Source organism: Yinghuangia sp. YIM S10712 (genome assembly GCF_051388935.1).
Taxonomy (GTDB): domain Bacteria; phylum Actinomycetota; class Actinomycetes; order Streptomycetales; family Streptomycetaceae; genus Yinghuangia.
Genome location: NZ_JBPKBI010000008.1, coordinates 272,312 through 295,180, shown reverse-complemented (window position 1 = coordinate 295,180; position 22,869 = coordinate 272,312). Strand labels below are relative to the sequence as shown.

Sequence of the window (22,869 nt, the reverse complement as noted above, 5' to 3'; positions counted from 1 at the left end):
GGGACCCGGTGGTCAGCGGCCCGGCCGCAGCGTCGTACTCCACAGCACGGCCGACGCGCCGTCCCGCAGGCGCACGGTCATCTCGCCGCTCGGCCCGTCGATCTCCACCTCACCGAAGTGCTGGAAGCCTTCGAGCGGTGAGGTGTTGGCACGCGGCGGGGCGTGCACGAACTCGGCGCGCGGACCGAAGGTCCCGTCGAGGGTGTTCGGTCCGAACGCCCCCGCGTTGAGCGGCCCGGACACGAACTCCCAGAAGGGGTCGAAGTTCTTGAAGGCCGCGCGCGACGGGTCGTAGTGGTGCGCGGCGGTGTAGTGCACGTCCGCGGTCAGGAAGACGATGCCGTGAACACCGCGACGCTGCGCGGTTTGCAGCACCTCGGCGAATTCGATCTCGCGTCCGAGCGGAGCGCCGTTGTCGCCCTGCGCGACGCCCTCCTGCGCCGCCGACCCGTCGGGCACGATCAGGCCCAGCGGGAGGTCGGCGGCGATCACCTTCCACGTGGCGCGGCTGTGCGTCAGGCCCTCGATCAGCCAGCGGCGCTGACGGTCGCCGAGCAGGCCGCGGCGGGGGTCGGCGTACCGGTTGTCGTCGTTGCGGTCCTTGTACGTGCGCATGTCGAGCACGAAGACGTCGAGGTGGCGGCCGTACGACAGCTTGCGGTGAATTCGGTCGTCGCCGATGGGCAGCCACTCGCGGAAGGCCTGGCCGGCGCGGGCGGCGAGGACGTCGACGTTCTTCTCGGTGTACCGCGCGTCCTCCAGGATCTCGCCCGGGTACCAGTTGTTGGTCACCTCGTGGTCGTCCCACTGGTTGATCTGCGCGACCTCGGCGGCGAACGCCCGGTAGTTGCGGTCCAGCAGGTTGTACGCGAACTGTCCCCGGTACTCGGCGAGCGTCTCGGCGACCTTCGACTTCTCCGGCGTCGTCAGATTGCGCCAGACCCGGCCGTCGGGGAGCGTCACGCTCGGCGCCAGCGGCCCGTCGGAGTAGACGGTGTCCCCGCTGTTGAGGAACACGTCGGGGCTCAGGCGCCGCATGTGCTCGAAAATCGTCATGCCGCCGATGTCCGGGTTGATGCCCCAGCCCTGGCCCACAGTGTCGCCCGACCACAGCAGCCGCACGTCGGCGCGCGTGTGCGCGTCCGGGGCAGTGACCAGCGACCCGGTCAGCGCCTGGCCTGCGGCACCGCGTTCGCCTTCGATGCGCACGCGGTAGTGAATGCGGCGCCCCGACGGAAGGCCGCGCAGGCGGACTCGGCCGGTCAGGTCGGTGTCGGGGGTGAGCAGCGGCCCGCGGACGCTCTTGGCATCGCGCAGGTCGGGGCGCGTGCCGTACTCGACGACCAGGCGTCCGGGACGGTCCGCACGGCCCCAGACGATGGCCGAGGAGGCGGTCGCGTCGCCGCTCTGCACGCCGTGGGTGAGTTCGGGGCGCCCGGAGACGAGCAAGCCGGGCGCGTCGCCCGACGCCGCGGAGGCGCTGCCGCCGACGACGGGGGTGAGCGCGAGACCGGCGCCGGCCGCGGTGCCGGCGCGCAGGAAGTTTCTTCTGCCGAGGGAGGTCATGCCGATGTGTGTAGTCGCGCCCGGCGACGCCCCGGCGAACGGCGGCCGACGGCGTCCCCAATGCAAACGGTCATGTCACCCCGTTACGGGCTGCCACCTCGACTGCGGGCCGCGGGAACGGGTGTCGGTCCGGTGCCCTGGGTCGGGCTTCCGACTTGGCCTGCCGCCTCGCAGGCGTAGCCTGAAAACGTGAGGAAAGCACTGATTCCTCCTTTGGCCTTGCGCGCGCTCGCGGTGCTCCTGCTGGCCCTGCTGGCCCTGCCCTTCATCCCGGGTTCCGCACGCGCGGCAGGCATCAGCGACATCGCGGCGCACCTGCGAAGTGACCCGGTGTACACCGAACCGGGCGCCTCGGATGTCCTGCCGCCGGCCACAGCCGACGCGCTGCGGACGACGATCCGTGACTCGGGCAAACCGGTGTTCGTGGTCGCGGTGCCGGCGGACTCGCCGCTCGCCGGTGCCGGTTCCCGTTCCGCGGTGCTGTCCGCGCTGCGGGACCAGGTGGGCGTGCCGGGCGTGTACGCCGTGGCCGTAGGCCGTTCCTTCGACGCCGCCGCGGACGCGTCCGTGATGTCGCCGTCCCGACTCGCGACGCTGAAGAGCGACAGCCTCGCGGACAACCAGGGCAACGGGCCGGGGTTGTTCACCCAGTTCGTGAACGGCGCCGTCGACGCCGCCGGAACCGGCTCGGGCGGGTCCTCGACCGGGCAGAACGAGCCCGGCCGCGGCGCCTGGGCCGGGCCTGTGGTGGTCGCGGCGCTGGCCGTCGTGGTGTTCGGCGGCGCGATGATGTACCGGCTGCAGTCCCGGCGGCGCCGTGCGGCCGATGACCGCGCGGCCCTGGAGCAGGTGCGGCCGACCGTGGACGAGGACATCACGGCCTACGGCGAGGCACTCGATCGGACCGCGTTCGACCCGGGCGCGCGCGACGCCGACGACGCAATGCGCGCCGACTGGTCCGCGGCGCTCGACTCCTACGACCGGGCCAAGGCCGCGATGCGTTCCGCGCGCCACCCCGAGGACGTCCAGGAGGTCAGCGAAGCGCTCGACGAGGGGCGGTTCGCCCTCGCGACCCTGGACGCGCGGCGCCGCGGCGCGAAACTGCCCGAGCGTCGGCCCCCCTGCTTCTTCGACCCGCGGCACGGCCTCTCGGTGCGCGACATGGAGTGGGCGCCGCCGGACGGCGCCCGGCGCACGGTGCCGGTATGTGCCGCCGACGCGGCGCGGCTGGAGGACGGCCTCGAACCGGTGTCACGTGAGGTCGACACACCGCTGGGCCGACGGCCGTACTGGGATGCGGGGCCGGCCTACGCGCCGTGGGCGATGGGCTGGTACGGCGGCATGCTGCTGCCGGGTCTGCTGATCGGCACGACCTTGGGGCACGCCGCGATGGCGCCCTACGCGTACGGCGACCCGTCGTGGGGCGGCGACGCCTCCGGCGGCGGGGACTGGGGCGGAGGCGGCGGCTTCGACGGTGGAGGCTTCGGCGACGGGGGCGGTTGGGGCGACGCCGGCGGCGGGTTCTGAGCCCCGGAGCACACACGAAAGGGCCGGTCATGATGACCGGCCCTTCGCTGTTTCCCCCGCGCGTTCCCTGTGTGTTGCATGTGCGCCGGGTCAGATGTCCATCGTCGACTTGATCCGGCGCGGAGCGTCCAGGATGCGGCTGATGATCTGGATCACCAGCGGCGGCTGCTCGTTGGAGTCCTTGTCGGCGTGCAACACGTAGTAGACCTGCTCGACGGACGGCGGTCCGACCGCAAGGGTCTGCCGCGCCGCCTCGGTGGCACTCGCCTCGCCGGTCCGGACCATGTACGCGGCAGTGACGGAGCCGGTGCGGCCGACGCCCGCGCCGCAGTGGACGTACACCGGCCCGTCGGAGTTCCGGACGGCCTCCATGAACTTCTCGACCTGCGCATCGGTCGGGGTCTGGCCGTCGCGGATGGGGATGCGGACCAGGTCGAGCCCCGCCTGCGAGGGGCGAGCCAGGTCGGCGGCCGACATGTCCTCGGCGCGCAGGTCGACGACGGTGCGCACGCCCATCGCGGCCAGCGCGCGGTACCCGTCCGTGCCGGGTGCGGAGCCGCGCCAAAGTCGCTCGTCCACCTGCTTGACGTGGTTCATGCCGGCGACGCTGCGTCCCGAGCCGCCGGTGGTGTGCGACGAGGCCCACGCGTGGGCGCCGAGCATGCCGAGGAAGGCGAACAACCAGATGACGCCGTACGCCAGCGCGGCGATCACCAGCACCTTGAGACCACGCCGCAGGACCTTGCGGCCGCGGGAATCACGCTGGGGCCGGAGGTCGGGCGCGTCGGTTGTTCTGGGGGTCTGGGCGGGGATGCGCGGGGCAGTCGGGGATGTTTCGAGCGGCTGCAAAAGAAATCACCAGGGGGCAGACATACCGCCGCGCGAAACACGACGATCGGGTCCCAGCAGGCTAGCCCGAATGGAGGAAGGATTACAAACAGGACATTTTGGATTTCAGGCATGAAAATGCCTTTTTGGGATCCAGGTGGCGAGAAAATGCGTGACTTGGGTCACACAAAGGCGCGGCGCTTGTCGCGACGCGGCTCCGTGACCTGCACGGACGGGGCAAGCGTAAGGATTCGCACGGAGTGGACTCGGGAGCGCGCCGCCGGAAGATGATGTGACTCATCACACATGTCCGGAACATCGCGATTCCGGTCTGCCGGCGGACGGCGCGGGCGCCGCGTCCGGGCACCGGTCTCACGGAAGCCACGGAGGCGCGGAGGCCTGGCCCTCCCCGATGATGTCGGCCTGGACTCCGCCGGTGTTCGCGTCGGCCAGGCAGCCGCGCAGCCTGGCCAGGTCGTTGTCGGTCAGCGCGGGCCTGACGACGATCGCGAACACGTCCGTGCTCAGACGGCTCATGTCGGCGTTGTCGAGGGGCGCGGCGGTCACGCCGTGGCGGCATTTCTCCCACAGGCTGATGGCCGCGTTCTCATTCGCGGCGTCGCCGGATGCCCACTTCGTCTCGACACGCATGACCAGCGTTGTGGCGGCCGAGTCGGGGATCCCTTCCCGGCGTGTCTGGGTCGCGTCGCCGAGCGCGTCGATCGAGGCTGCGGCGCCCACGATCAAGGCGACCACGGCCGCGCCGATCGCGAAGGTGCGGACCGGGCGTGGCGCCGGGACGGGAGGCTCGTCCTCCAATTGCGGCCCCAGTTGCGACGCGGTGTGTGGGCCGGAGCGCGCGCCGGAGCCGGGCCCGGTCGAGACCGCGGGAGCGCCGAGCGGGGCGAGGCGCCGGGAGAGTCGCTTGTCGGACGTCGGGCCCACGGTGAGGCGGGCCGCGCGCTGCACGATCCAACTGAGCGCCGACAACACGACGCCGAGGCCGAGCAACACGGGGATGAAGACGTGCCGCGCGCCTTGGTCGCCCAGGTGCGCGGCGTCGATCCGGCGGAACGCGTGCGGGGATTCCTCGTACGCATGGTCGCGGGACTGCCGCAGGCGGCGCCGGACGTCCTCGCTGCGGCCGTCGTCCGCGGCGATCGTGCGTTCGAGGCGGTTGAGGCGGGTGAGGATGATCGCGCCGAGCAGCAGCACTTCGATGGCGATCAGCAGCACACCGCAGATGAGGGCCCTGTTCCACTGCCACCGGTAGAGGTAGACGAAGAGGTAGAGCGCGGTCGCGGCGGCCGAGACGCCGCCCAGGAGATAGCTGACGTACTTCAGCACGGCGAACCTCCCTTGGAGGCGTCGTCCGGGACGGCCCGCTCGGCGCGGTCGCTCCGCCACGAAACGTCGGCGCGCGGCACGTTCCGTGTGTCCGCCTCGTGCAAAGGCGTGGTTCCCGGTGCCGCGGAAGGCCCGCCTTCGTCCGCGCGAGGGGGTGCGGGCAAGCCGTCGTCTGTGCCGTCCGGGTGGGCCTCGACCTCGCCGGTGCCTCCGTCCACGGTGACGCGGGTTCCGACCGGGAAGCGCGTCACGGCGTCGGGCACGGCGGTCGCGGTGGGTACGCGCTGTTCGCGCGCCAGCACCGCCAGATGGGACAGCGGGCTGCCGGTTTCGGCGACGAGCCCGGCCAGACCGGGAAGCACCGGCGCGAGACCGGGGTCGAGGACTCGGACGACGAGAACGGCGTGGTCGGGCCGGGCGCCGTGTCCGTCCCATACGGTTCCCGTTCCGGTGCCACCGCCGGCGCCCTGTCCCCCGCCAGGGTGCGCGGCCCCGCCGACGCGTCGACGACGGCGGCGCGGCGGTGGTTCGGCGACCGGCACTCCGTCGGCGAGGCGGAACCGGGCGGGGAGTTCAGGCCGGTCGGGGCGTGGCCGGCGGTGCGGCAGGTCGTCCGGCAGGGGGGCGCCGTCGGCAACGGCCAGCAGTTCGTGCCAGCGCAGCAGGCGGACGCGGTCGATGTCGGCGGGCAGCCCGGCCGCCGTGAGACGCGCGGCGTACGCCCGGACCATCGCGGCCTGCATCTCCTGGACCCAGCGGATGCGCAGACGCAGGGCCTCGCGTACGGGCAGCGCGGCGACTCCGCGCGGCACGCCGGTCCACGAGGTGTGCTCCGGTAGCCTCGCGGGCTGCGTCAGTGACGGTGGGAACAGGGCGAGCAACACCGGTCGGGTCGCGAGGAGGGTCACGTCGTCGTCGCCCGCGGCCCGGCCCTCGGTCAGGGCGGCAAGAGCCTCGCCCGCGATGGTCGCGTCGTTCTCGGTTCCCAGCAGCGCCCCGGCCAGCGACTCCTGCGCGTGCAGCGCGGACAGCGCGCGTCGCCCCCATCCCGCCGCGGCCAGCACCTCGCCGCCGGACATCGCGTCGGGCGCCGGATAGTCGGCGAGCTGCCGGTCGATGTCGGCCATCAGGTCGAGTGCCAGCGACGGCAGCGTGGCCCGCAGTCGACCGATCCGCCAGGCCGCGCCGACCTGTCGTGCGGCCGGAATCGGGTTGAGCAGCCGCAGGAAGCGATGGGTGGGCGGTACGGCTCCGAGCAGCCGAAGGTCGGCGGCAACTCGGCCGTCGACGGTCACCGCCGGGGGCACGGCGCGCAGCATGCGGCGGGATGCGGACCCCGACGTGTCGAGGGCGACGGTGAGCCCGTGGGCCATGGGCGCAACCCAAAGGTCTTCCTCCAGCGGCTGGAGTACGTCCGGGAAGGTCTCGGCGACCGGTCCGGGCCCCAGAAGACGCGCATGCCTGGAGGGCTGTGGCGCCATCGCGGTGATCGGCCGGGATTGGAGCAGCCAGAGGCGGTCATCGGTGTCGAACGCGAATTCGATGTCCTGAGGGCCGCCGAACAGCTTCTGCGCGCGCCGCGCGAGCGCGGCGAGGCGCCGCAGGTCGGCTTCGGTCAGGACCGGTGCTTCCTGCGGTGCGACGGCGTCGGCGTCGAGGAGGTGCCCCGCGCGCGAGACGTGGTAGCGCTCACCCTGCGTCGTCCCGTCGACCAGGGCGGCCGGGCCGCCGCGAACCGCACTCACGACGATTCGGTCTTGGCGGCCGGTCACCGGGTCGGCACCGAACATGACGCCGCCCACGGCCGGACGCAACATGGGTTGGACGAGGACGGCCATGCTGTCGGCGGCGGCAACGTCCATGCCGGGAGCGGGCGTTCGTGGCTCCGGGGAGTACGCCGAATGCGTCTGGGGCGACGAGCCGTTGGGCGATGGTGGGCCGGGCGGGGGCGTCGCCCGGTAAGGGCTTGCCGGTGCGTCGCGGGCCGGCGGTGAGACCGGGTGCACGGACTCGGTCGCGGCGACGCCGGTGCCGGTGTCCATGGCGGTGTCCATGCCGGTGTCCACCGCCGCCGATTCCAGAACCGCCTGCACTGCGTCGGTGAAGGCGTCCCAGCCGCGCACGTCGAGGACCGTACGGAACCGCCCCGCCATCGACGAGGTCGCGGTGTCCTCGTGACGCGACGACGACCGCACGGCCAGCGGCTTCTCCACACCGCCGGCCAGTTCCCGCCAGGCGCGGCGCACGGCCGGGTCGTCGGCGCCGTTGTCGGCGCGGCCGTTGGGAACGAGGGCGAAGCCGGGCAGAACAGGCAGCCCTGCGGCGGCGGCCCGGGCGAGGTTGGCGGCCTTGGCCCCGGTCAGGGAGGGGTCGCGGGCCCGCTCGGTGTGCAGGGGCACCACCCGGGAGGCAGGCTCAACTGCGTCGGCCCGCATGTCGCGACTCCCTTCCGCAGTACACCGACCACGGCTCGGGAGCCCGGTGCGCACAAGCGGCGCGGGAGACGGCGCCGCCTCCCGGCGAAGGGCGGACCGGACGCGTGTCCGACAACCCGCGGCCAGAATCCCAGCATCACTCGTGTTCGTGCTCGCGACAACCATCGGCGACCAGGGCAGTCCCGACGGGTCACTGCGGCCACGTCAGCCTCACCGGGCACATCGTTCGCCGTCGGGGGGGACACTGCATCGCCCCGCCTGACCGGTCGCCGAGACCTGGCACGTGCTCCTGCGCCGGCCGCAGCGGGTGGACGCGATCACGTGCCCACGCCGCCCGATCCGCTCAGGCGGCGACGTTTCACCTGGCCGCCGGTTCACCGGCTCACCGGGCGGCCACTGTCCCCTCCCCCTCAGCCCGTCGTGGACCCGCGGAACGAGCGCCGGTAGGCGTGTGGGCTGATGCCGACCACGCGCTTGAAGCGGTCGCGGAACGCGGTGGGTGAGCCGAAGCCTGACTGGAGGGCGATGCGGTCGACGGAGTGCGTGGTCGTTTCCAGGAGGTACTGCGCGCGGTGGACGCGGGTGCGGTGCAGCCACGTGAGCGGTGTGGTGCCGGTCTGCTCGCGGAAGCGGCGGTTGAGCGTGCGGGTGCTTGTGCCGGCGCGGGCGGCGATTTCGGCGAGGGTCAGTTCGCGCCCGCAGTTGTCGCGCATCCAGTCGAGCAACGGCTCCATGGACGCGCCGGAGGGCACCGGCGGCCTCGCGTGCACGATGAACTGCGCTTGGCCGCCTTCGCGTTCCAGCGGTACGACGGAGAGCCGGGCGGCGTCGGCGGCGACCGCGGAGCCGTGGTCGCGGCGGATCATGTGAAGGCACAGGTCGAGCCCGGCCGCCGCGCCCGCGGAGGTGAGGAACTGCCCGTTGTCGACGTACAGAACGTCGGGGTCGACCTCGATCTCCGGGTAGCGCTCGGCGAGTTCGCCGGCGGTGATCCAATGCGTCGTGGCGCGCAGGCCGTTCAGCAACCCGGTGGCGGCGAACACGAACGCCCCTATGCATATCGACGCGATGCGCGTGCCGCGCGCGGCGGCGGCCCGCAGTGCGTCCAACACCTCGGGTGGGACGTCGTCTTCGGAGCGGGCGGTGCCCGGGATGATGATCGTGTCGGCGTCGGCGAGTGCGTCGAGGCCGTGCGGCACGCGCATCACGAAGGTGCCGGCGTCCACCTCGGGGGTGGGGCCGCAGACCACCACGCGGTACGCCGAGCGGCCGTCGGGCAGGCGGGCGCGTTCAAAGGCCCAGATCGGCGCCGACATGTCGAAGGGAACCACCTGATCCAACACGAGGACGGCCACGGTGTGCATGGGCCAGAGCATAAAGCGCGGCATACCGCGTGCGGGCGCAAATGCCAAAGGTGCCGGAATCAGGCCAACCGCGACCACCTGTGACAACACCGTGCGCCCCGCTGTCCCAAAGCGCACCGCAGCGACTTCGTACCTGCTCCGCACCGGGTAGGCGTCGACGACGAGGTCTTGGCGAGAATCCGTTGAAAGCTGTCACTCTCGCCACTCCCGGGCGCCGCGGAGCGTTGCCTAGCCTCGGGAATGCTTCCCGCCCCACCGCGAGAAAACGGCCTCCCGTGAGCAAATTTCTTTTGATCCTGCACGTCCTCGCCGCGATCGTCGCGGTCGGTCCGGTCACGGTCGCGGCGAGCCGCTTTCCGCAGGAGGCCCGCCGCGCGCTCGCCGACCCGGACGACCCCGGCGCGGCCTCGACGGTCCGCCAGTTGCACCGCATTTGCGTCGCGTACGCCTGGGTGGGGACCGCAGTGCCGATCCTGGGGATCGCCACCGGAGCCAGTATGGGCGTGTTGAGCAGCACGTGGCTGACCGTTTCGATGATGCTGACCGCGCTGGCCGTGGTGGTGCTGGGGGGCTTGATCGTGCCCGGCCAGTCGGCTGTCGTGGCGTGCCTGTACGCACCCAAGACCGACGCGGCGCCGCTGCCGGGCCGCGAGGCGACGGTACGTCTCGCGATGCTGACGGGGGTGTTCAACCTGCTCTGGGTGACCGTGACCGTCCTCATGGTCGTGCGCCCGGGTTCCACGACCGGCGCCTGAACGCACCGGCGGAACACTGGACTTGACGCGGCGTCACCCGCATGTGAACACCGGGGCTTTGCCCATAAACGTGATGATCGGGACACCGAGTACTCTTCACCCCGATAATCGATCATCGACATATTGGGAGACCCGATGGCCGCGCATGTTGCCGACAACCCCGCCAAGTCGCGCTTCGAGGTGACCTCGGGCGACCAGGGCACCGAACTCGCCGGCTTCGCCGAGTACTTCCTGAGCGAGGCGGACGGGGAGATCGCGTTCATCCACACCGAGATCGACCCGAAGTTCGGTGGCCAGGGTCTCGGCGGCATCCTCGCGCAAGCGGCCCTGGACGCGGCACGGGAACGCGGGCTCGCGGTGCTGCCGTACTGCCCGTTCATCCGGGGCTGGATCCGCAAGCACCCCGAGTACACGAACCTGGTGCCGGAGAACCTTCGGGTGAAGTTCGAGCTCTGACCCCCTCGCCACGCCGCCCGCGCCGCGCGTAGAGGGCAAGCCTCACGGCTTCGCGGTCAGCGGCCGGCCGGGGCCCGGCATGGGCAGGGCGGCCGCCGCAGCGGCGAGTGAGCAGGCGGCTGCGACGAGAAAGCGCACGATCACCTTCGACACGCTCACGTTCACCAGCGAGTAGGCCTGTGGTTCACAGCTCCTCCCCCGACAGCAGCGGTTCNCGCAGCGGCGAGTGAGCAGGCGGCTGCGACGAGAAAGCGCACGATCACCTTCGACACGCTCACGTTCACCAGCGAGTAGGCCTGTGGTTCACAGCTCCTCCCCCGACAGCAGCGGTTCGAACGACCGGTACGCGGCGTAGTCGCGGAAGTGCCGGGCATACAAGTCGGCACCGTCGCCGAGGTCCGCGTCCAGGACCTCGGCGACGTCCACCACCTGCTTGAGCGACCAGGTGACCGGCTCGCCCGCCTCGTTCTCGTACGTCGTCTCCACCGCGAGCCCGTGCCGCCGCGCCTTCGCGCGGGCCTCCCGCGCCGAGCCGGCGGTGAGCAGCACGAAGCTCTCCTGATAGAGCGGGGCGAACCCGGGGGCGGGTGAGGTGGCTTCGGCCAGGATGACCGCGATGTAGTGACGCATGGCTCCGGGTTACTTCTTGAACCGGCCTTCGTTCAAGAGCTTCCACGCGGTCTTGCACGACTTGGTGCGGCAGTTCCGGATCTCGCCGAGGGTGTCCCCGTAGTGCTCGCCCGGGAACACCTGGCGGATCGACGCCTTGCGGCAGCGCGAGATGAAGTTGTTGGCGATCTCGCCGAGGTTGTCACCCGCGTCGCAGGCGCCGCGGACCGAGACTGCGGTCTGCGTCTCGTAGTGTGTCGGCGCGGCGGCGTGGGCGACGGCTGGGGCGCCGGTCAGGGCACCGGCCACCAGCGCGGCGGCGAGGAGGCTTCGGGTGAGGAGTCGCGGCATCGGAAAGTCTCTCTGTGCGCGGTTCAGCAGTGCACGAACTTGCCGTAGGCGATCCACACTTCGCCCTTGCTGTTGAGGCTCACGTTGCCGGTCTTGTGCAGGCCGGTGTACTTGCCGCGCCACTTGCGCAACTCGCCGAAGGGCGATTCGAGCGTCATGAACGGCGAGTCGATCTGCCAGTCGCCGGAGTACTCCGCGTACACGCCGTCCGTGCCGTCGGTGCCGCTGGCCCAGCACGCGCGCGAGCCCGAGTAGAGCACGAGGTTCCCGTCGTACTGCATTTCGAACCGGTAGCCCCCGTTGCTCAGGCAGTGTCCAGGGAGGAGCTTGTCGCTGAACGACGTGCCGTCGTTGCGGCACTCGGCCCTGGCCTGGACCCCGCGCGACGGGCCCGCGGAGTCGGCGGTGGCCGCCCCGGTGGTCGCGGTGAGCGCCGCGAGCGCGGTGGTGAGGACGAGGACGCCGGCCCGGAGGACATGCCGCATGCGGATTGCCTTTCTGTACGCGGTCTTGCACCGATCGCGCACAAACAGTAGCAGAATGGTCACACTTCGTGATTCCCGGTTCGCGCCGAAGGACGCTGTCGGCGCATGGCGCGCCGGTGGGCGGGCAGCCATGTGGTATGGCTGCCACACACATCGAAACGGAACGCAAGTACGAAGGCGGGGCCCCGGACACGCGGCTGGATCCCGGTGCGCTGCCCGGGGTCGCCGGTGTGGTTCCGGCCGCCGACGAGGAACTGGACGCCGTGTACTTCGACACCACGGACCTGCGGCTGCTGACGCACGGAGCCACGCTGCGGCACCGCACGGGCGGGCATGACGCCGGATGGCATCTCAAACGTCCTGCGGGAGGCGACCGGCGGGAGGAACTCCGGGTTTCGGCAACCGGCGGCGACGTGATTCCCGACGAACTCCTGGTCCGGGTCAAGGCCTTGGCGCGCGGGAAGCCGATCGTCCCGGTGCTGCACATGCGTACCCGGCGCGAACGCGAGCACTTGGTCGACGCGCAGGGCACGGCGGTGGCCGAGGTGGCACACGACCACGTGTCGGCGGAGGTCCTGGAGGGGCCGGGCGGGCGTCGAACCCGTGGGCGCGGCAAGGCCGATCGCGGGGGGCGGCAGGTCCCGGGGCACCCCGTCCGAGGCGGCCGAAACGGCGGCGGAACACCGCGAACCACGCTGGGACGCACCGTGTCCTGGTCCGAACTGGAAGTCGAACTCGAAGGCGCCGAAACGGCGTTGCTGGACGCCGTCGAGGCGCAGCTCACCCGTGGCGGATGGCAGCGCTCGGCGAGCCCGTCCAAAACCGCGCACGTATTCGGCGACGCCCTGGAACGGAAGCGCCGCCGCGCGCCGCGCCCCGGCAGCGCGGGCGCGGTGGTTCAGGCGCGGCTCGCGGAACAGGTCGCGGCACTCGTCGCCAACGACCCCGGCGTGCGCCTGGACGAGGACGAGGCGGTACACGACATGCGGGTGGCGACACGGCGGTTGCGCAGCCTGCTTCGCTCGTACCGGAAACTGTTCGACCGCCGGGTCACCGACCCGATGGGCGCGGAACTCAAGTGGCTGGGCAGCGTGTTGGGCGATGCCCGCGACCACGAGGTTCTGGCGGCGCGCTTCAAGGCACGCGCCGACGAACTCGCCGCGGCCGACGACCTGGGCGACCTCACGGACGTCTCGGCGGCACTCGCCAAGGCCGGTGAACGCATCCGCGCCGGCGAGGCGGACGCGTACTCCCGCACCCGTGCGCACGCCGTTCGGCACCTGGACTCCCGGCGCTACTACCGGCTCCTGGAGAACCTGGAGGCGATGGTGGCCGACCCGCCGCTGCGGCCGCGCGCGGACCGGGACGCCGCAAAGGAATTGCGACGTGCCGTCGAACGGGACCACCGCCGCCTCGCCGCCCGCGTGCGCACCGCGAAGTCGGCCGCGCCCGGGACGGAACGCGACCGCGCCCTGCACGAGGCACGCAAGGCCGCCAAGCGGCTCCGCTATGCGGCGGAGACCGCGCTGCCGGTCGCCGGGCGGCCGGCCCGCCGGTTCGTCAAGCGCACTCAGCGCGTACAGCGTGTGCTGGGCGAACACCAGGATGCCGTCGTGGCGCGAGCGGCCGTGGCGCGCAAGGCCGCCGAGGAACACCGCGTCGGTACGGACACGTTCGCGTACGGCATGATCTTCGCTGCGGAGCAACGCGCGGCAGCTCGTTCCGCGGCCGAGCTGCCGAAGGCGTGGAAGCGCCTGAAGTCCCCCCGCAAGGCGAGGATTTGCTGACCGCCCCGGCCACCCTACGCGTCCCGCGACCAGTCACCGGGGCCGGTCGACGCGGTAAACGAAGTGCCGGCGGTCGTCGACGGGGTTGTCGGGTTCGATGTCCGCTTCCGCGATGCGCCGCAACCCCGCCTTCTCCAGCGCGCGCCACGACGCGGCGTTGTCGGCGTGCACCGGCACGATGACCGCCGGAGCGTCGGGGTGGTCCGTCCAGGTGGCGGCAACGACCGCCCGGATCATGCGGGTTCCCAGCCCCCGGCCGATGCGTTCGGGGTCACCGATCAGGTAGTCGATGCTCACCGTCCCCGCCGGCAGGTCGATGACCGGGGCCAACTCGTCGTGGTACTCCGGATAGTCGTCGATGCGGCAGCGTTGCACCAGCCCGACGGGCGTCCCGTCGAGATGCACGAGCAGATCCTCGGACGGTTCCTCTCCCCGCGCCGCCGCACCGAAGTCACGCGCGACAGCCTCGGCCGTCGTCTCGTGGTTCCACCACCGCGCAACGTGGGGTTGCGCGAGCCACGTGCTCAGCAAGGGAAAGTCACGCTCGGTCAGTCGTCGCCAGGTGATCATCGTTCGGCCTCCCGCTCATGAATCGCAACGGCGCGGCGGATCCGCGGGGGTGCCTGACGGGCCGTCAGGCACCCACGCGGAATCCTCTGTTCTCCCCCTCCGGCTCAGCCGGTGGTCACGCCGCCCAGGAGCCGGTCGACGATGTTGCGCGGGACGGGGGCATACGCGTCGAAGCGCATCACGAAGCTCGCCCGCCCCGAGGTCCGGCTGCGGAGGTCACCCACGTAACCGAACATCTCCGCGAGCGGCACTCGGGCGGACACGACCTTCGCGCCGGAACGGTCGGTGACCGCCCGTACTTGGCCGCGCCGGGAGTTCAGGTCGCCGATGACGTCGCCCATGTGCTCCTCCGGAGTGGTGACCTCGACCGCCATCACCGGTTCCAGCAGCGCGGGGGACGCCAGCCGTGCGGCCTCGCGGAACGCCGCTGCTCCGGCGATCGCGAACGCCGTCTCGGAGGAGTCGACTTCGTGGTGGTCGCCGTCGAGCAGCGTGACGCGTACGCCGGTGAGCGGGTGTCCAAAAAGCACCCCTTGGTCCATCGCCGACTGGCAGCCCTCGTCGACGGCCGGGATGAACTCACGCGGAATCCGCCCGCCGGTGACCTTGTTGACGAACTCGTAGTGCTCTCCTTCCAGGGGTTCCAGGGCGATCTGGACCTTGGCGTACTGGCCCTTGCCGCCGTTCTGCTTGCGGTAGGTGTGATCGTGCCGGGCCACCGGAGTGCGCAGTGTCTCGCGGTACGCCACGCGCGGACGGCCGACCGACGCGGCCACGCCGAACTCCCGGCGCATGCGGTCGACCAGCACCTCCAGGTGCAGTTCGCCCATGCCGGAGATCACGGTCTGCCCGGTCTCACGGTCGGTCGCGACGTGGAACGACGGGTCCTCCACGGCCAACCGTCCGATCGCCGTGGCCAGTTTGTCCTGGTCGGCTTTGGTGACGGGTTCGATCGCCACCTCGATGACGGGTGTCGGGAACTCCATCGCGGCCAGCACAAGCGGATGGGCGGGGTCGCAGAGGGTCTCTCCCGTGACTGTGTGCCGCAGGCCCTGCACCGCGACAATGTCGCCGGCGACGGCCATCGCGACCTCCTCTCGCTTGTCGGCGTGCATGCGGTAGATACGGGTGACGCGTTCGCGGCGGTCCTGGACCGTGTTGCGGATCTGGTCGCCTGCCGAGAGGCGGCCGGAGTAGACGCGCACGAACGTAAGCTTGCCGAGGTGTTCCTGTACGGCGATCTTGAACGCCAGTGCCGAGAAAGGCTCGTCGTCGGACGGACCGCGCAGGGTCGGGACATTCGTGCCGTCGACGGTGCGCCCTTCGACGGCGTCGATGTCGACGGGCGACGGCAGGTAACGCACGATCGCGTCGAGCAGCGGTTGAACTCCTTTGTTCTTGAAGGCTGTTCCACACAGCACGGGAGTCAGGGTCGGTCCGTCGCCGGTGCCGGAGGCTACGGTGACGCGGCGAATCGCCGCGTGCAGGTCCGCCTCGCTGGGGTGTTCGCCCGCGAGGTAGGTCTCAAGGAACGCGTCGTCGTGCTCGGCGACGGTCTCGATCAGCGTGGCCCGCAGACGGGTGGCCGTGTCGCGCAGCGGTTCGGGGATCGCGACGATGTCGTACGCCTCTCCCGGCTTCGCGTCCGCGGACCACACGAGCGCCCGCATGCCGATCAGGTCGACGACGCCGGCGAACTCGGCCTCGGCACCGATCGGGATTTGGACGACCAGCGGTGTGGCGCCCAGCCTCGTACGGATCATCTCGACGCAGCGGAAAAAGTCCGCTCCCGCGCGGTCGAGTTTGTTGACGAAGCAGATCCTCGGCACGCGATAGCGGTCGGCCTGCCGCCACACCGTCTCCGACTGCGGCTCGACGCCCGCGACCGCGTCGAACACCGCGACCGCGCCGTCGAGGACCCGGAGACAGCGTTCGACTTCGACGGTGAAATCGACGTGGCCGGGCGTATCGATGATGGTGACGCCGTGGTCGACACCGTCGACGGCCCATCGGCACGTGATCGCGGCAGAAGTGATCGTGATGCCGCGCTCGCGCTCCTGGATCATCCAGTCCGTCGTGGCGTTGCCGTCGTGCACCTCGCCGATCTTGTACGAGGCGCCGGTGTAGAACAGGATCCGCTCGGTTGTGGTGGTCTTGCCGGCGTCGATGTGCGCCATGATCCCGATGTTGCGGACGGTGGCGGCGTTGCGCGTGCTGTTGATCGTCACGACAATTCGCTTTCTGGTCAGGATTCGCCGCCCGAACCACCGGGTGTCGGACGGCAGTTGCGGCATGGCGGTGTCGGGTGGCAAGTCGGATTGACGGCATTGCGGCATTGCGGCGTTGCGGCGTTGCGGCATTAGGGCACTGGGGCTGCGGCATTACGGCACTGCGGCACTGCGGCACAGGAGCATGCGGGCATGGGCAGCAGGGCCGCGGCAACGGCCCGGGTGTCGGGTGCGTGCGCGTGTCGGAGCCCGGCACGGCCGCGTTCCGAGACACATGGCAGGGCTGGAACGGCCGGGTCACAGCGTTGGCCAGGGCGACCGCCGCCTTCGCACGCGCGCCGGCCCCACGCACCGGCACGCGACCGCACGCCCCCAGGGAATCACCCGGGGCGTGCGTTCACTTCGCTGGTTTGCCGAGGGGACCGGCCGCGGCATCGTCCGTACGGCATCGCGTGCGCAAGCATGGCGACACCGACGTCACGAGCGGCGGTGGGTCGACGGCGTTCGTCTCGGCCTCACGGCCTTCGGGTCGGCGCAGGGCGGAATGCCACGGCGCGATTCAGCCGCGCGGCGACCCGGCTCGATCAGGCCAACGACCCTTCCAAGGCTCCCTCTTGGCCGTCGGACGCACGCAGCCCGGCCGGCCGCCGCTGACGCGGCGCCCGCCTGTGTCACGCATGCGTGTGGCGTCCATGGGCCCCACCGTAGATCACCAGCCGGGTGTGCGTCACGTGTTTTTTCGGTGATCGATGACCAAGCTGCCTGGCAACTCGGCTTGGGCAGACGAAAGTTGACCGACCTCATCGGCGGAACGGCTCATGGACGGTAGGGCGAGGAGTCGGCCCCCATCGACGAGGCGAGCCATGTCCGGTAGGCGGACTCCCAGCCCCCGCCTGACCGGTAGTCCGCGATCACCTTGTTCACCCACGCCACCAGGTCGGGGCTCTGCTTGTTCATCGCCACGCCCATCGCGGCCGGCACGATCCGCTCTCCGGCGATCTTGACCATCGGGTCCTGGGCGACCTGGGCGTACGCCAGGACGGTGTCGGCGAGTGTCGCGTCGATCTGCCCGAGCTGCATGAGCACGAGGCAGTCGAGCTGGTTCTCGACGATGCGCAGCTCGGCGAGTCGGTGCTGCCCGCTCGTGAGCTCCGTCTCCGAGGAGGAGTTGTCCGCGGCGCACACCCGCTTGTTCGCCACTCCTTCCGCCACCGTGGCGACCTGAGTGGAGACCGGCACGACAAGCGACTGGCTGACGTTGAAGTAGGGGGTGGAGAAGGCGACTTCCCTCAACCGCTCACACGTGATCGTCATGGTGCGCACTATCATGTCGACCTCGCGGTTCCTGACCGCCTCGATGCGCCGCGCGGTGGGCACCGCCTTGAGGGTGATCTTGTTCGGGTCGCCGAGGATCGACGCGGCGATGGCCCGGGCCAGGTCGATGTCGAAACCCTGTATGCGGCCGGTCAACGGGTCGCGGTAGCCCCAGTTGTAGCTGTTCTGGTCGATGCCGACCACGAGGGTGCCGGCTGCGCGGATCCGTTTGATCGTCTCGCCGTTCGGGTCCGTCCGGGGCGGCAGGCTGGTCCGGGTGTCACACGAGTCGTCGACGGTGTCCTCGCTGTCCGCAGCGGGCACGGGGGGTGCGGCGGCGGGACGCGACGGGGCGTCCACGGCGGGAGAACTCCCGGTGCCGACAAGCACGGTGGCGAGCACGAGGACGCCTGTGGCGAGCCGTGCCCCGGTCGAACGCAGCATCACGCAGCCCCTCCCACAGTCGTCCCGTCGAACATTCCCTCACTCCGAATCGCACCGGGTTTCGTGCCCGGCCCCGCTCCGGTTGCCGCGCCCATCGCCGAATCGCACCCCGCATCGGGCATGCGGGCGGTCGCCCAGCCGGGTGCCCCGCCGGTGCCCATGGCCGCGTGCGGCATGCGGCACCACCCGCGCCCGCTCATCGGTACTCGGCCAGTCGGGGCCCGATGCCACGCACCACGCCGTACAGGGCCGGCACCGTCAGGACCAGCGCCGCGAGGGCGAGCATGCGAAGGTCACCGTCGATGCCGCGGGCGGCGGACCCGAATTCCCGCTGCTCGATCACCGCCGCCTCGGACAACAGAGCGTCCATTTCCGCATAGGCGGCGTCGGTGGTTTCACCGCCCGGGGTCGGATTGATCGTCAGTGCGAGTGCGGTGCCGTAGTCGCCCGCGCTCTCCGCCGCCTCGGCCTTCCCGTGCAGTATGCGCCATGCCTCGAACTGCCTGCGGGCCTCGGCCAGGGGGCCGTCGGCGGACTCGGGGGCCTTTTCCTGGGCCACTGCGAGCGCCCCTTCGGTCGGCCGCCCGGGCGGTCCGGCCAGCGATGTGTCCTCCGCGTCCCAACGCTTGGTGTACGCGCTGCTCGCACCACGCGCCACGAGGTTCAGGTTCTCCGCGGCGTGCGCCTCCAACGCGTCGAACCGCGCCTGGTTGAGCGCCCGCAGCGGTTCGGCGCCGCGCGTGCGGCTGTCGGCCAGCAACGACGCGGCCCCGCCGAAGCCGACCACGAGCCACAGCCCGGCCGCGAGGATCGCCGCGGTGGCACCGACCAGACCGAGATTGAAGATCCGGTGCGTACGCCGGAACAGCATTGTCTGACACCAGACCAACGCGCCGAGGGCGACGACCGCGAGGCCCGTCGCCGCCCAGGGGTACGCCTCGGCGTCGTCGAAGTCGGCTGCCAGGCGCTGCGCTTCGGAGTCCACCAGGCGCTGGGCGTCCGGAAGCATGGTGTTCTGCATCAGGTCCGACGCGTAGCGCAAGTAGGCGCCGCCGAGCGGCAGGCCTTGCCGGTTGTTGGCGCGCGCGGTCTCCACCAGCCCGGCGTAGACCGGGAGTTGCCGGGTGAGTGCGGCAATGGAGCGCTGGGTTTCCGACGACGCGGCGGCGCGGGCCGCAGCCCGGGTGAGCAGCTCCCCCGCGGTGGCAAGGTCCTGCTCGTAACGCTCGCGCACGGCGGCGGGTTCGTTCGCGGCGAGGAGGAATCCCCCGGCCGCGGTGGTGTCGGCGTCGGCGAGCGACCGGTAGATCTCGGCGGCGTCCTGGCTCAGCGGCCCGCTGTCCGACACCAGCCGATCGGCGGCCTGCGCCCGGGTGTTCGCCTGCCACGCCGCGGTCACACCGAAGGCGAGGACAAGGACGCACAGGAGGACGACCGCGCCGCGCAGGCGGCCGGGCGTCTTCGCCATTCCGCGGCGCAGCCGCTGTATTCGGCCCAGGGGCACTTCGGGCGGCGAGACCGAGGCCGGCGACGGCGTGTCCGGTGCCGTCTCGGCCGTCGGCGTACGCGTCACCGTGGTCGCCACGTATCCACCCCCAGCCCGTAGAGGACGCGGCTCGGGTGCCGGTCGTCCGTGGATCCCCGAGATTGCACGGTCGCCCGTCACTCTCGACGCAGAGCAGTATGTCGGGTGCCGATCAGCGCGTTGTCATGGAGATCCCTCAGCCTGACCGCCCCTTGTCGCGGCTGCGGGAACGGGCGGGGCGTGGCCCGGTCGACCGCGTTCGCATCGCCCTCCGAGAGCGAGCCGCGGCTGTTCCCACCCGGTCGGCACCTCCCCCGTCGCATGCTTGATTTTGTCAAGAAACTGTGGCTATCGTGCCCCGGATCCGCGAAATCCGCAGGGACCGTCTCGGCGGTCGGTCGGCACGATCGTGGGAGTGATCGCGTGAGCGACGGGAACACCGGCACGAACAACGACGGCATCACCGCGGCAACCGCACCACCCGACGGCTTCAGCGTGCACGGCCAGGACATCCCCTGGCTGTTGCGCCACTGGGCCGAGCACCGTTCCGATCATCCGGCCCTCGTGTGGGACCCGCCCGAAGGCCCTGGGCGCACCTGGACGTATGCCGAACTGCTCCACGACACACAGCGCGTCACGGTCGGGCTCGCCGAACTCGGCGTGCGGCACGGCGACAAGGTCCTTCTGCACTCGGACAACTGCCCGGAGATGGTCCTCGCGTGGCTCGCGTGCGCCACGCTGGGCGCGGTGGCGGTCACCACGAACACCAAGGCGACGCCGAGCGAGATTGCGTACTACGCGGCCCAGACCGAGAGTTCGGTCGCCGTGACGCAGCCGGGATTCGTCGAGGCGATCACCGAATCGGGTGCCAAGCTGCGGTGGATCGCCGTGATCGGCGGCTCGGACGGCGACGCCGGCGAAGGCGACAAGACCGGCGCCGCACCGGAGTTGATCCCCTTCGACCGTCTGCACGGCGACCCGGCGGCGTGGCAGGGTCGGCCGATCGAGCCGCTGCTGCCGTTCGGCATCATGTTCACCTCAGGAACGACCAGCAGGCCCAAGGGAGTTGTGCACACCCACGGCAACGCGGTCTGGGCCGGCCGCACCGGCTCGCGCAACATCGACCTGGGACCCGACGACCGTTACCTGATCTACCTTCCGTTCTTCCATGTCAACGCCCAGAGCTGGTCGTTCTTCACGGTCCTCGGCGTCGGCGCCACGGCGGTCCTGACCCCCAAGTGGTCCATCAGCCGCTTCTGGGACGTGGTGGTCCGGCAACGGATCACCCACATCTCGGTCATGCCGTTCACCATGGGCGTGCTCGCCGCCCCGGACCGGCCCCGGTCCGACCTGCGCGTCGGTGTCTTCGGTCAGGTCGGCACCGCACTCGACGCCATGCTGGGCCTGAAGGTGTACGCCGGTTACGGCATGACCGAGACGGTCATCCACTGCATCTCGGGCAAGCCGTCGGAGCACCTTCCGGCGAAGTCCATGGGCCGTCCGGTGCCCGGCTACGAGTGCGCGGTCGTCGACCGCGAGACCGGGCGCGAGTGCGGGGTTGGCGAGGTCGGCGAGTTGTGGCTGCGCGGCCGGCGCGGCATCCAGCTCTTCCTGGAGTACTACGGCAACGCCGAGGCCACCGAGGCCGCTTTCCAGGGTGATTGGTTCCGTACCGGCGACATGGTGGTCCTCGGCGAGGGCGGCAACGTCTTCTACCGCGAGCGCGACAAGGATCTGCTCAAGGTCGGCGGGGAGAACGTGTCGGCCCGCGAGGTCGAGGACGTCATCGGCGGCGTCCCGGGCGTTCGCTCGGTCGCGGTGGTGGGCAAGACCCACGACTTCCTCAACGAAGTCGTGGTCGCGTTCGTCATCCCCGCTCCCGGCGACTCCGGCGAGGCCGCATCGGACCAGTCGGAGCAGTTGGCGAAGGCCATCCTCGACGAGTGCCGCACGCGCCTGTCGGCGTTCAAAGTCCCGCGCGCCGTCTACTTCGTGGACGCGTTCCCGCTCGGCACGCTCGACAAGGTTCTCAAGAAGGAACTGCGCGACATGGCCGACGCGCGGCCCCCCGTCTGACGGGCGCCGCGGTCACGGGGATGTGAAGTCCAGGGGGTTTTCGAAGAGTTCCGCGAAGGCGAGCTCGGCGGCGCCGTGCAGCGGCGCGTCGTCGCCGAGCAACGCCGTGCGCAGGCGCAGGTGTTCGCGGTGCGTCGGCAGCGTCGTGCGGTTGATGCGGCTGCGGACCTGCGCGGCCGTGGCGGGATAGACCGTGCGCAGGGTGCCGCCGAAGACGACGATCCTCGGATTGAGGAGGTTCACCAGGTTGGCCACGCCGATGCCGAGCCAGTCTCCCACCTGCCGCAGGCCCTCCTCGGCGTCCTTGTCACCGCGCGCCGCCGCGTCGACGGCGCTGTGCACGGCCTCGCGGCCCGGCGTCCCCGCGCGTCCCACACCGCGCAGCAGCGCCTCCTCGCCTATCTCGGTCTCCCAGCAGCCGTACGAGCCGCACGGGCAGGGCCGGCCGTCGGGGTTGACGACCATGTGCCCGACCTCGGCGGCGAAGCCTTCCGCACCGGTCAACGGCCTGCCGCCGGCGATGACGCCGCCGCCTATGCCGACGTCCCCGTGCAGGTAGACCACGTCGTCGAGGCCGACCGCGGCGCCGCGCGTGTGTTCGCCGAGCGCTCCCAGCGCGCCGTCGTTGCCGACGGCGACGGGACGCCCGGCCGCGTCGGACAGCCGGGCGCCGAACGGAACCGTCCCCCAGCCGATGTTGGGTCCGTAGCGCAGTTCCCCGCTGTCGCGGGCGACCATCGCCGGCAGTGATGCGGCGGCGCCCACGCACCGCGCCTCCGGCTCCGCCGACTCCGTCAGCCGCGCGGCGAACCCGGCGAGCCGCTCCACGGTCTCGTCGACACCGAAGTGGCCGCCGGGCCGCTCGATCTCGCGCCGGTCGAGGATCACGCCGCCGAGTCCCACCCGTGCGGCCACCAGACGGTCGACGCCGACGCCGAACGCGAGGACGTACACCCGCCGGGAGCGGGCGCGCACCACCAGCGAGGGACGGCCGCGTCCGGCGGTGCCGCGTGGCAACTCCTCCAGAACCAGGCCGGCTTCGGTGAGATCGGTGGTCAACGCGCCGATGGTGCTGCGGTTCAGCCCCATGCCGGCGGTCAGCTGCGCTCGCGAGACCGGGCCGAGGACGTGCACGCGGCGCAGCAGCGCACCGAGGTTCTGCCTGCGGATGTCCTCTTGTGTCGGTGCTGCGCGCATGCCGT

General features: G+C 71.2%; 19 protein-coding genes. 6 read left to right on the top strand and 13 right to left on the bottom strand.

All coding sequences use genetic code 11. The features are described from left to right. Nucleotides 1-12: 12 nt before the first annotated feature. Nucleotides 13-1,566, bottom strand: coding sequence for an alkaline phosphatase D family protein (locus ACRX5W_RS19175; protein ID WP_436789418.1), 1,554 nt, complete (start codon nt 1,564-1,566; stop codon nt 13-15). Nucleotides 1,567-1,755: 189 nt separating this feature from the next. Between ACRX5W_RS19175 and ACRX5W_RS19170 the strand changes: the two genes are divergently transcribed. Then, nucleotides 1,756-3,093: a hypothetical protein gene (locus tag ACRX5W_RS19170; protein WP_436789417.1), complete on the top strand. Its 1,338-nt coding sequence runs from the start codon at nt 1,756-1,758 to the stop codon at nt 3,091-3,093. A gap of 90 nt (nt 3,094-3,183) precedes the next feature. On the opposite strand, the gene ACRX5W_RS19165 is transcribed toward ACRX5W_RS19170, so the two are convergent. The 4 genes from ACRX5W_RS19165 to ACRX5W_RS19150 form a co-directional block, all read right to left on the bottom strand. Beyond that, nucleotides 3,184-3,942 carry a protein-tyrosine phosphatase family protein gene (locus ACRX5W_RS19165; protein WP_436789416.1) on the bottom strand — a complete coding sequence of 253 codons (759 nt, stop codon included), beginning with the start codon at nt 3,940-3,942 and terminating at the stop codon, nt 3,184-3,186. A 351-nt stretch (nt 3,943-4,293) separates the two neighbouring features. Next, entirely contained in the window at nt 4,294-5,268 is a 975-nt protein-coding gene (locus ACRX5W_RS19160; protein WP_436789415.1) for a hypothetical protein, read from the bottom strand. Further along, entirely contained in the window at nt 5,262-7,703 is a 2,442-nt protein-coding gene (locus tag ACRX5W_RS19155; protein ID WP_436789414.1) for a PEP/pyruvate-binding domain-containing protein, read from the bottom strand. Before ACRX5W_RS19155 ends, ACRX5W_RS19160 begins: the two co-directional genes overlap by 7 nt. A gap of 410 nt (nt 7,704-8,113) precedes the next feature. Further along, nucleotides 8,114-9,067, bottom strand: a complete 954-nt coding sequence (locus tag ACRX5W_RS19150) for a GlxA family transcriptional regulator (protein WP_436789413.1) — start codon at nt 9,065-9,067, stop codon at nt 8,114-8,116. A gap of 275 nt (nt 9,068-9,342) precedes the next feature. Here ACRX5W_RS19150 and ACRX5W_RS19145 point away from each other — a divergent pair, with 275 nt between their 5' ends. Both ACRX5W_RS19145 and ACRX5W_RS19140 read left to right on the top strand, forming a co-directional pair. Continuing rightward, nucleotides 9,343-9,822, top strand: coding sequence for a hypothetical protein (locus tag ACRX5W_RS19145; RefSeq protein ID WP_436789412.1), 480 nt, complete (start codon nt 9,343-9,345; stop codon nt 9,820-9,822). 135 nt (nt 9,823-9,957) lie between these two features. Then, nucleotides 9,958-10,278, top strand: coding sequence for a GNAT family N-acetyltransferase (locus tag ACRX5W_RS19140; protein WP_436789411.1), 321 nt, complete (start codon nt 9,958-9,960; stop codon nt 10,276-10,278). 303 nt (nt 10,279-10,581) lie between these two features. On the opposite strand, the gene ACRX5W_RS19135 is transcribed toward ACRX5W_RS19140, so the two are convergent. Genes ACRX5W_RS19135 through ACRX5W_RS19125 form a run of 3 tightly spaced genes read right to left on the bottom strand, consistent with a single transcriptional unit; the run spans nt 10,582 to nt 11,723 of the window. After that, complete coding sequence (locus ACRX5W_RS19135) at nt 10,582-10,908, bottom strand: DUF4288 domain-containing protein (RefSeq protein ID WP_436789410.1); 327 nt, start codon at nt 10,906-10,908, stop codon at nt 10,582-10,584. Between the two features lie 9 nt (nt 10,909-10,917). Continuing rightward, nucleotides 10,918-11,238, bottom strand: coding sequence for a hypothetical protein (locus tag ACRX5W_RS19130; protein ID WP_436789409.1), 321 nt, complete (start codon nt 11,236-11,238; stop codon nt 10,918-10,920). 23 nt (nt 11,239-11,261) lie between these two features. Then, entirely contained in the window at nt 11,262-11,723 is a 462-nt protein-coding gene (locus tag ACRX5W_RS19125; RefSeq protein WP_436789408.1) for a hypothetical protein, read from the bottom strand. A 137-nt stretch (nt 11,724-11,860) separates the two neighbouring features. On the opposite strand from ACRX5W_RS19125, the gene ACRX5W_RS19120 reads away from it, so the two are divergent. Continuing rightward, nucleotides 11,861-13,510 carry a CHAD domain-containing protein gene (locus ACRX5W_RS19120; RefSeq protein WP_436789407.1) on the top strand — a complete coding sequence of 550 codons (1,650 nt, stop codon included), beginning with the start codon at nt 11,861-11,863 and terminating at the stop codon, nt 13,508-13,510. A 33-nt stretch (nt 13,511-13,543) separates the two neighbouring features. On the opposite strand, the gene ACRX5W_RS19115 is transcribed toward ACRX5W_RS19120, so the two are convergent. After that, nucleotides 13,544-14,080: a GNAT family N-acetyltransferase gene (locus ACRX5W_RS19115; RefSeq protein WP_436789406.1), complete on the bottom strand. Its 537-nt coding sequence runs from the start codon at nt 14,078-14,080 to the stop codon at nt 13,544-13,546. Nucleotides 14,081-14,184: 104 nt separating this feature from the next. Next, on the bottom strand, nt 14,185-16,257 hold the full coding sequence (gene fusA / locus ACRX5W_RS19110; RefSeq protein ID WP_436789405.1) for an elongation factor G: 2,073 nt from the start codon (nt 16,255-16,257) through the stop codon (nt 14,185-14,187). On the opposite strand from fusA, the gene ACRX5W_RS19105 reads away from it, so the two are divergent. After that, nucleotides 16,256-16,402: a hypothetical protein gene (locus ACRX5W_RS19105; protein ID WP_436789404.1), complete on the top strand. Its 147-nt coding sequence runs from the start codon at nt 16,256-16,258 to the stop codon at nt 16,400-16,402. The two genes, fusA and ACRX5W_RS19105, sit on opposite strands and share 2 nt — an antisense overlap. A gap of 722 nt (nt 16,403-17,124) precedes the next feature. On the opposite strand, the gene ACRX5W_RS19100 is transcribed toward ACRX5W_RS19105, so the two are convergent. Both ACRX5W_RS19100 and ACRX5W_RS19095 read right to left on the bottom strand, forming a co-directional pair. After that, entirely contained in the window at nt 17,125-18,066 is a 942-nt protein-coding gene (locus ACRX5W_RS19100; protein WP_436789403.1) for a glutamate ABC transporter substrate-binding protein, read from the bottom strand. 196 nt (nt 18,067-18,262) lie between these two features. Then, nucleotides 18,263-19,651: a hypothetical protein gene (locus ACRX5W_RS19095; protein ID WP_436789402.1), complete on the bottom strand. Its 1,389-nt coding sequence runs from the start codon at nt 19,649-19,651 to the stop codon at nt 18,263-18,265. A gap of 363 nt (nt 19,652-20,014) precedes the next feature. Here ACRX5W_RS19095 and ACRX5W_RS19090 point away from each other — a divergent pair, with 363 nt between their 5' ends. Further along, complete coding sequence (locus ACRX5W_RS19090; RefSeq protein ID WP_436789401.1) at nt 20,015-21,667, top strand: class I adenylate-forming enzyme family protein; 1,653 nt, start codon at nt 20,015-20,017, stop codon at nt 21,665-21,667. A 12-nt stretch (nt 21,668-21,679) separates the two neighbouring features. Here the strand turns inward: ACRX5W_RS19090 and ACRX5W_RS19085 are convergent, their stop codons facing one another. After that, nucleotides 21,680-22,864, bottom strand: coding sequence for an ROK family protein (locus tag ACRX5W_RS19085; RefSeq protein WP_436789400.1), 1,185 nt, complete (start codon nt 22,862-22,864; stop codon nt 21,680-21,682). Nucleotides 22,865-22,869 lie beyond the last annotated feature (5 nt).

Excerpts from the sequence above, each read along its gene's own strand:
- ACRX5W_RS19175 (WP_436789418.1), bottom strand. The coding sequence starts at position 1,566 with ATGACCTCCCTCGGCAGAAGAAACTTCCTGCGCGCCGGCACCGCGGCC.
- ACRX5W_RS19155 (WP_436789414.1), bottom strand. The coding sequence starts at position 7,703 with ATGCGGGCCGACGCAGTTGAGCCTGCCTCCCGGGTGGTGCCCCTGCAC.
- ACRX5W_RS19150 (WP_436789413.1), bottom strand. The coding sequence starts at position 9,067 with ATGCACACCGTGGCCGTCCTCGTGTTGGATCAGGTGGTTCCCTTCGAC.
- ACRX5W_RS19140 (WP_436789411.1), top strand. The coding sequence starts at position 9,958 with ATGGCCGCGCATGTTGCCGACAACCCCGCCAAGTCGCGCTTCGAGGTG.
- ACRX5W_RS19135 (WP_436789410.1), bottom strand. The coding sequence starts at position 10,908 with ATGCGTCACTACATCGCGGTCATCCTGGCCGAAGCCACCTCACCCGCC.
- ACRX5W_RS19130 (WP_436789409.1), bottom strand. The coding sequence starts at position 11,238 with ATGCCGCGACTCCTCACCCGAAGCCTCCTCGCCGCCGCGCTGGTGGCC.
- ACRX5W_RS19125 (WP_436789408.1), bottom strand. The coding sequence starts at position 11,723 with ATGCGGCATGTCCTCCGGGCCGGCGTCCTCGTCCTCACCACCGCGCTC.
- ACRX5W_RS19120 (WP_436789407.1), top strand. The coding sequence starts at position 11,861 with ATGGCTGCCACACACATCGAAACGGAACGCAAGTACGAAGGCGGGGCC.
- ACRX5W_RS19115 (WP_436789406.1), bottom strand. The coding sequence starts at position 14,080 with ATGATCACCTGGCGACGACTGACCGAGCGTGACTTTCCCTTGCTGAGC.
- ACRX5W_RS19105 (WP_436789404.1), top strand. The coding sequence starts at position 16,256 with ATGATCCCGATGTTGCGGACGGTGGCGGCGTTGCGCGTGCTGTTGATC.
- fusA (WP_436789405.1), bottom strand. The coding sequence starts at position 16,257 with ATGGCGCACATCGACGCCGGCAAGACCACCACAACCGAGCGGATCCTG.
- ACRX5W_RS19100 (WP_436789403.1), bottom strand. The coding sequence starts at position 18,066 with ATGCTGCGTTCGACCGGGGCACGGCTCGCCACAGGCGTCCTCGTGCTC.
- ACRX5W_RS19085 (WP_436789400.1), bottom strand. The coding sequence starts at position 22,864 with ATGCGCGCAGCACCGACACAAGAGGACATCCGCAGGCAGAACCTCGGT.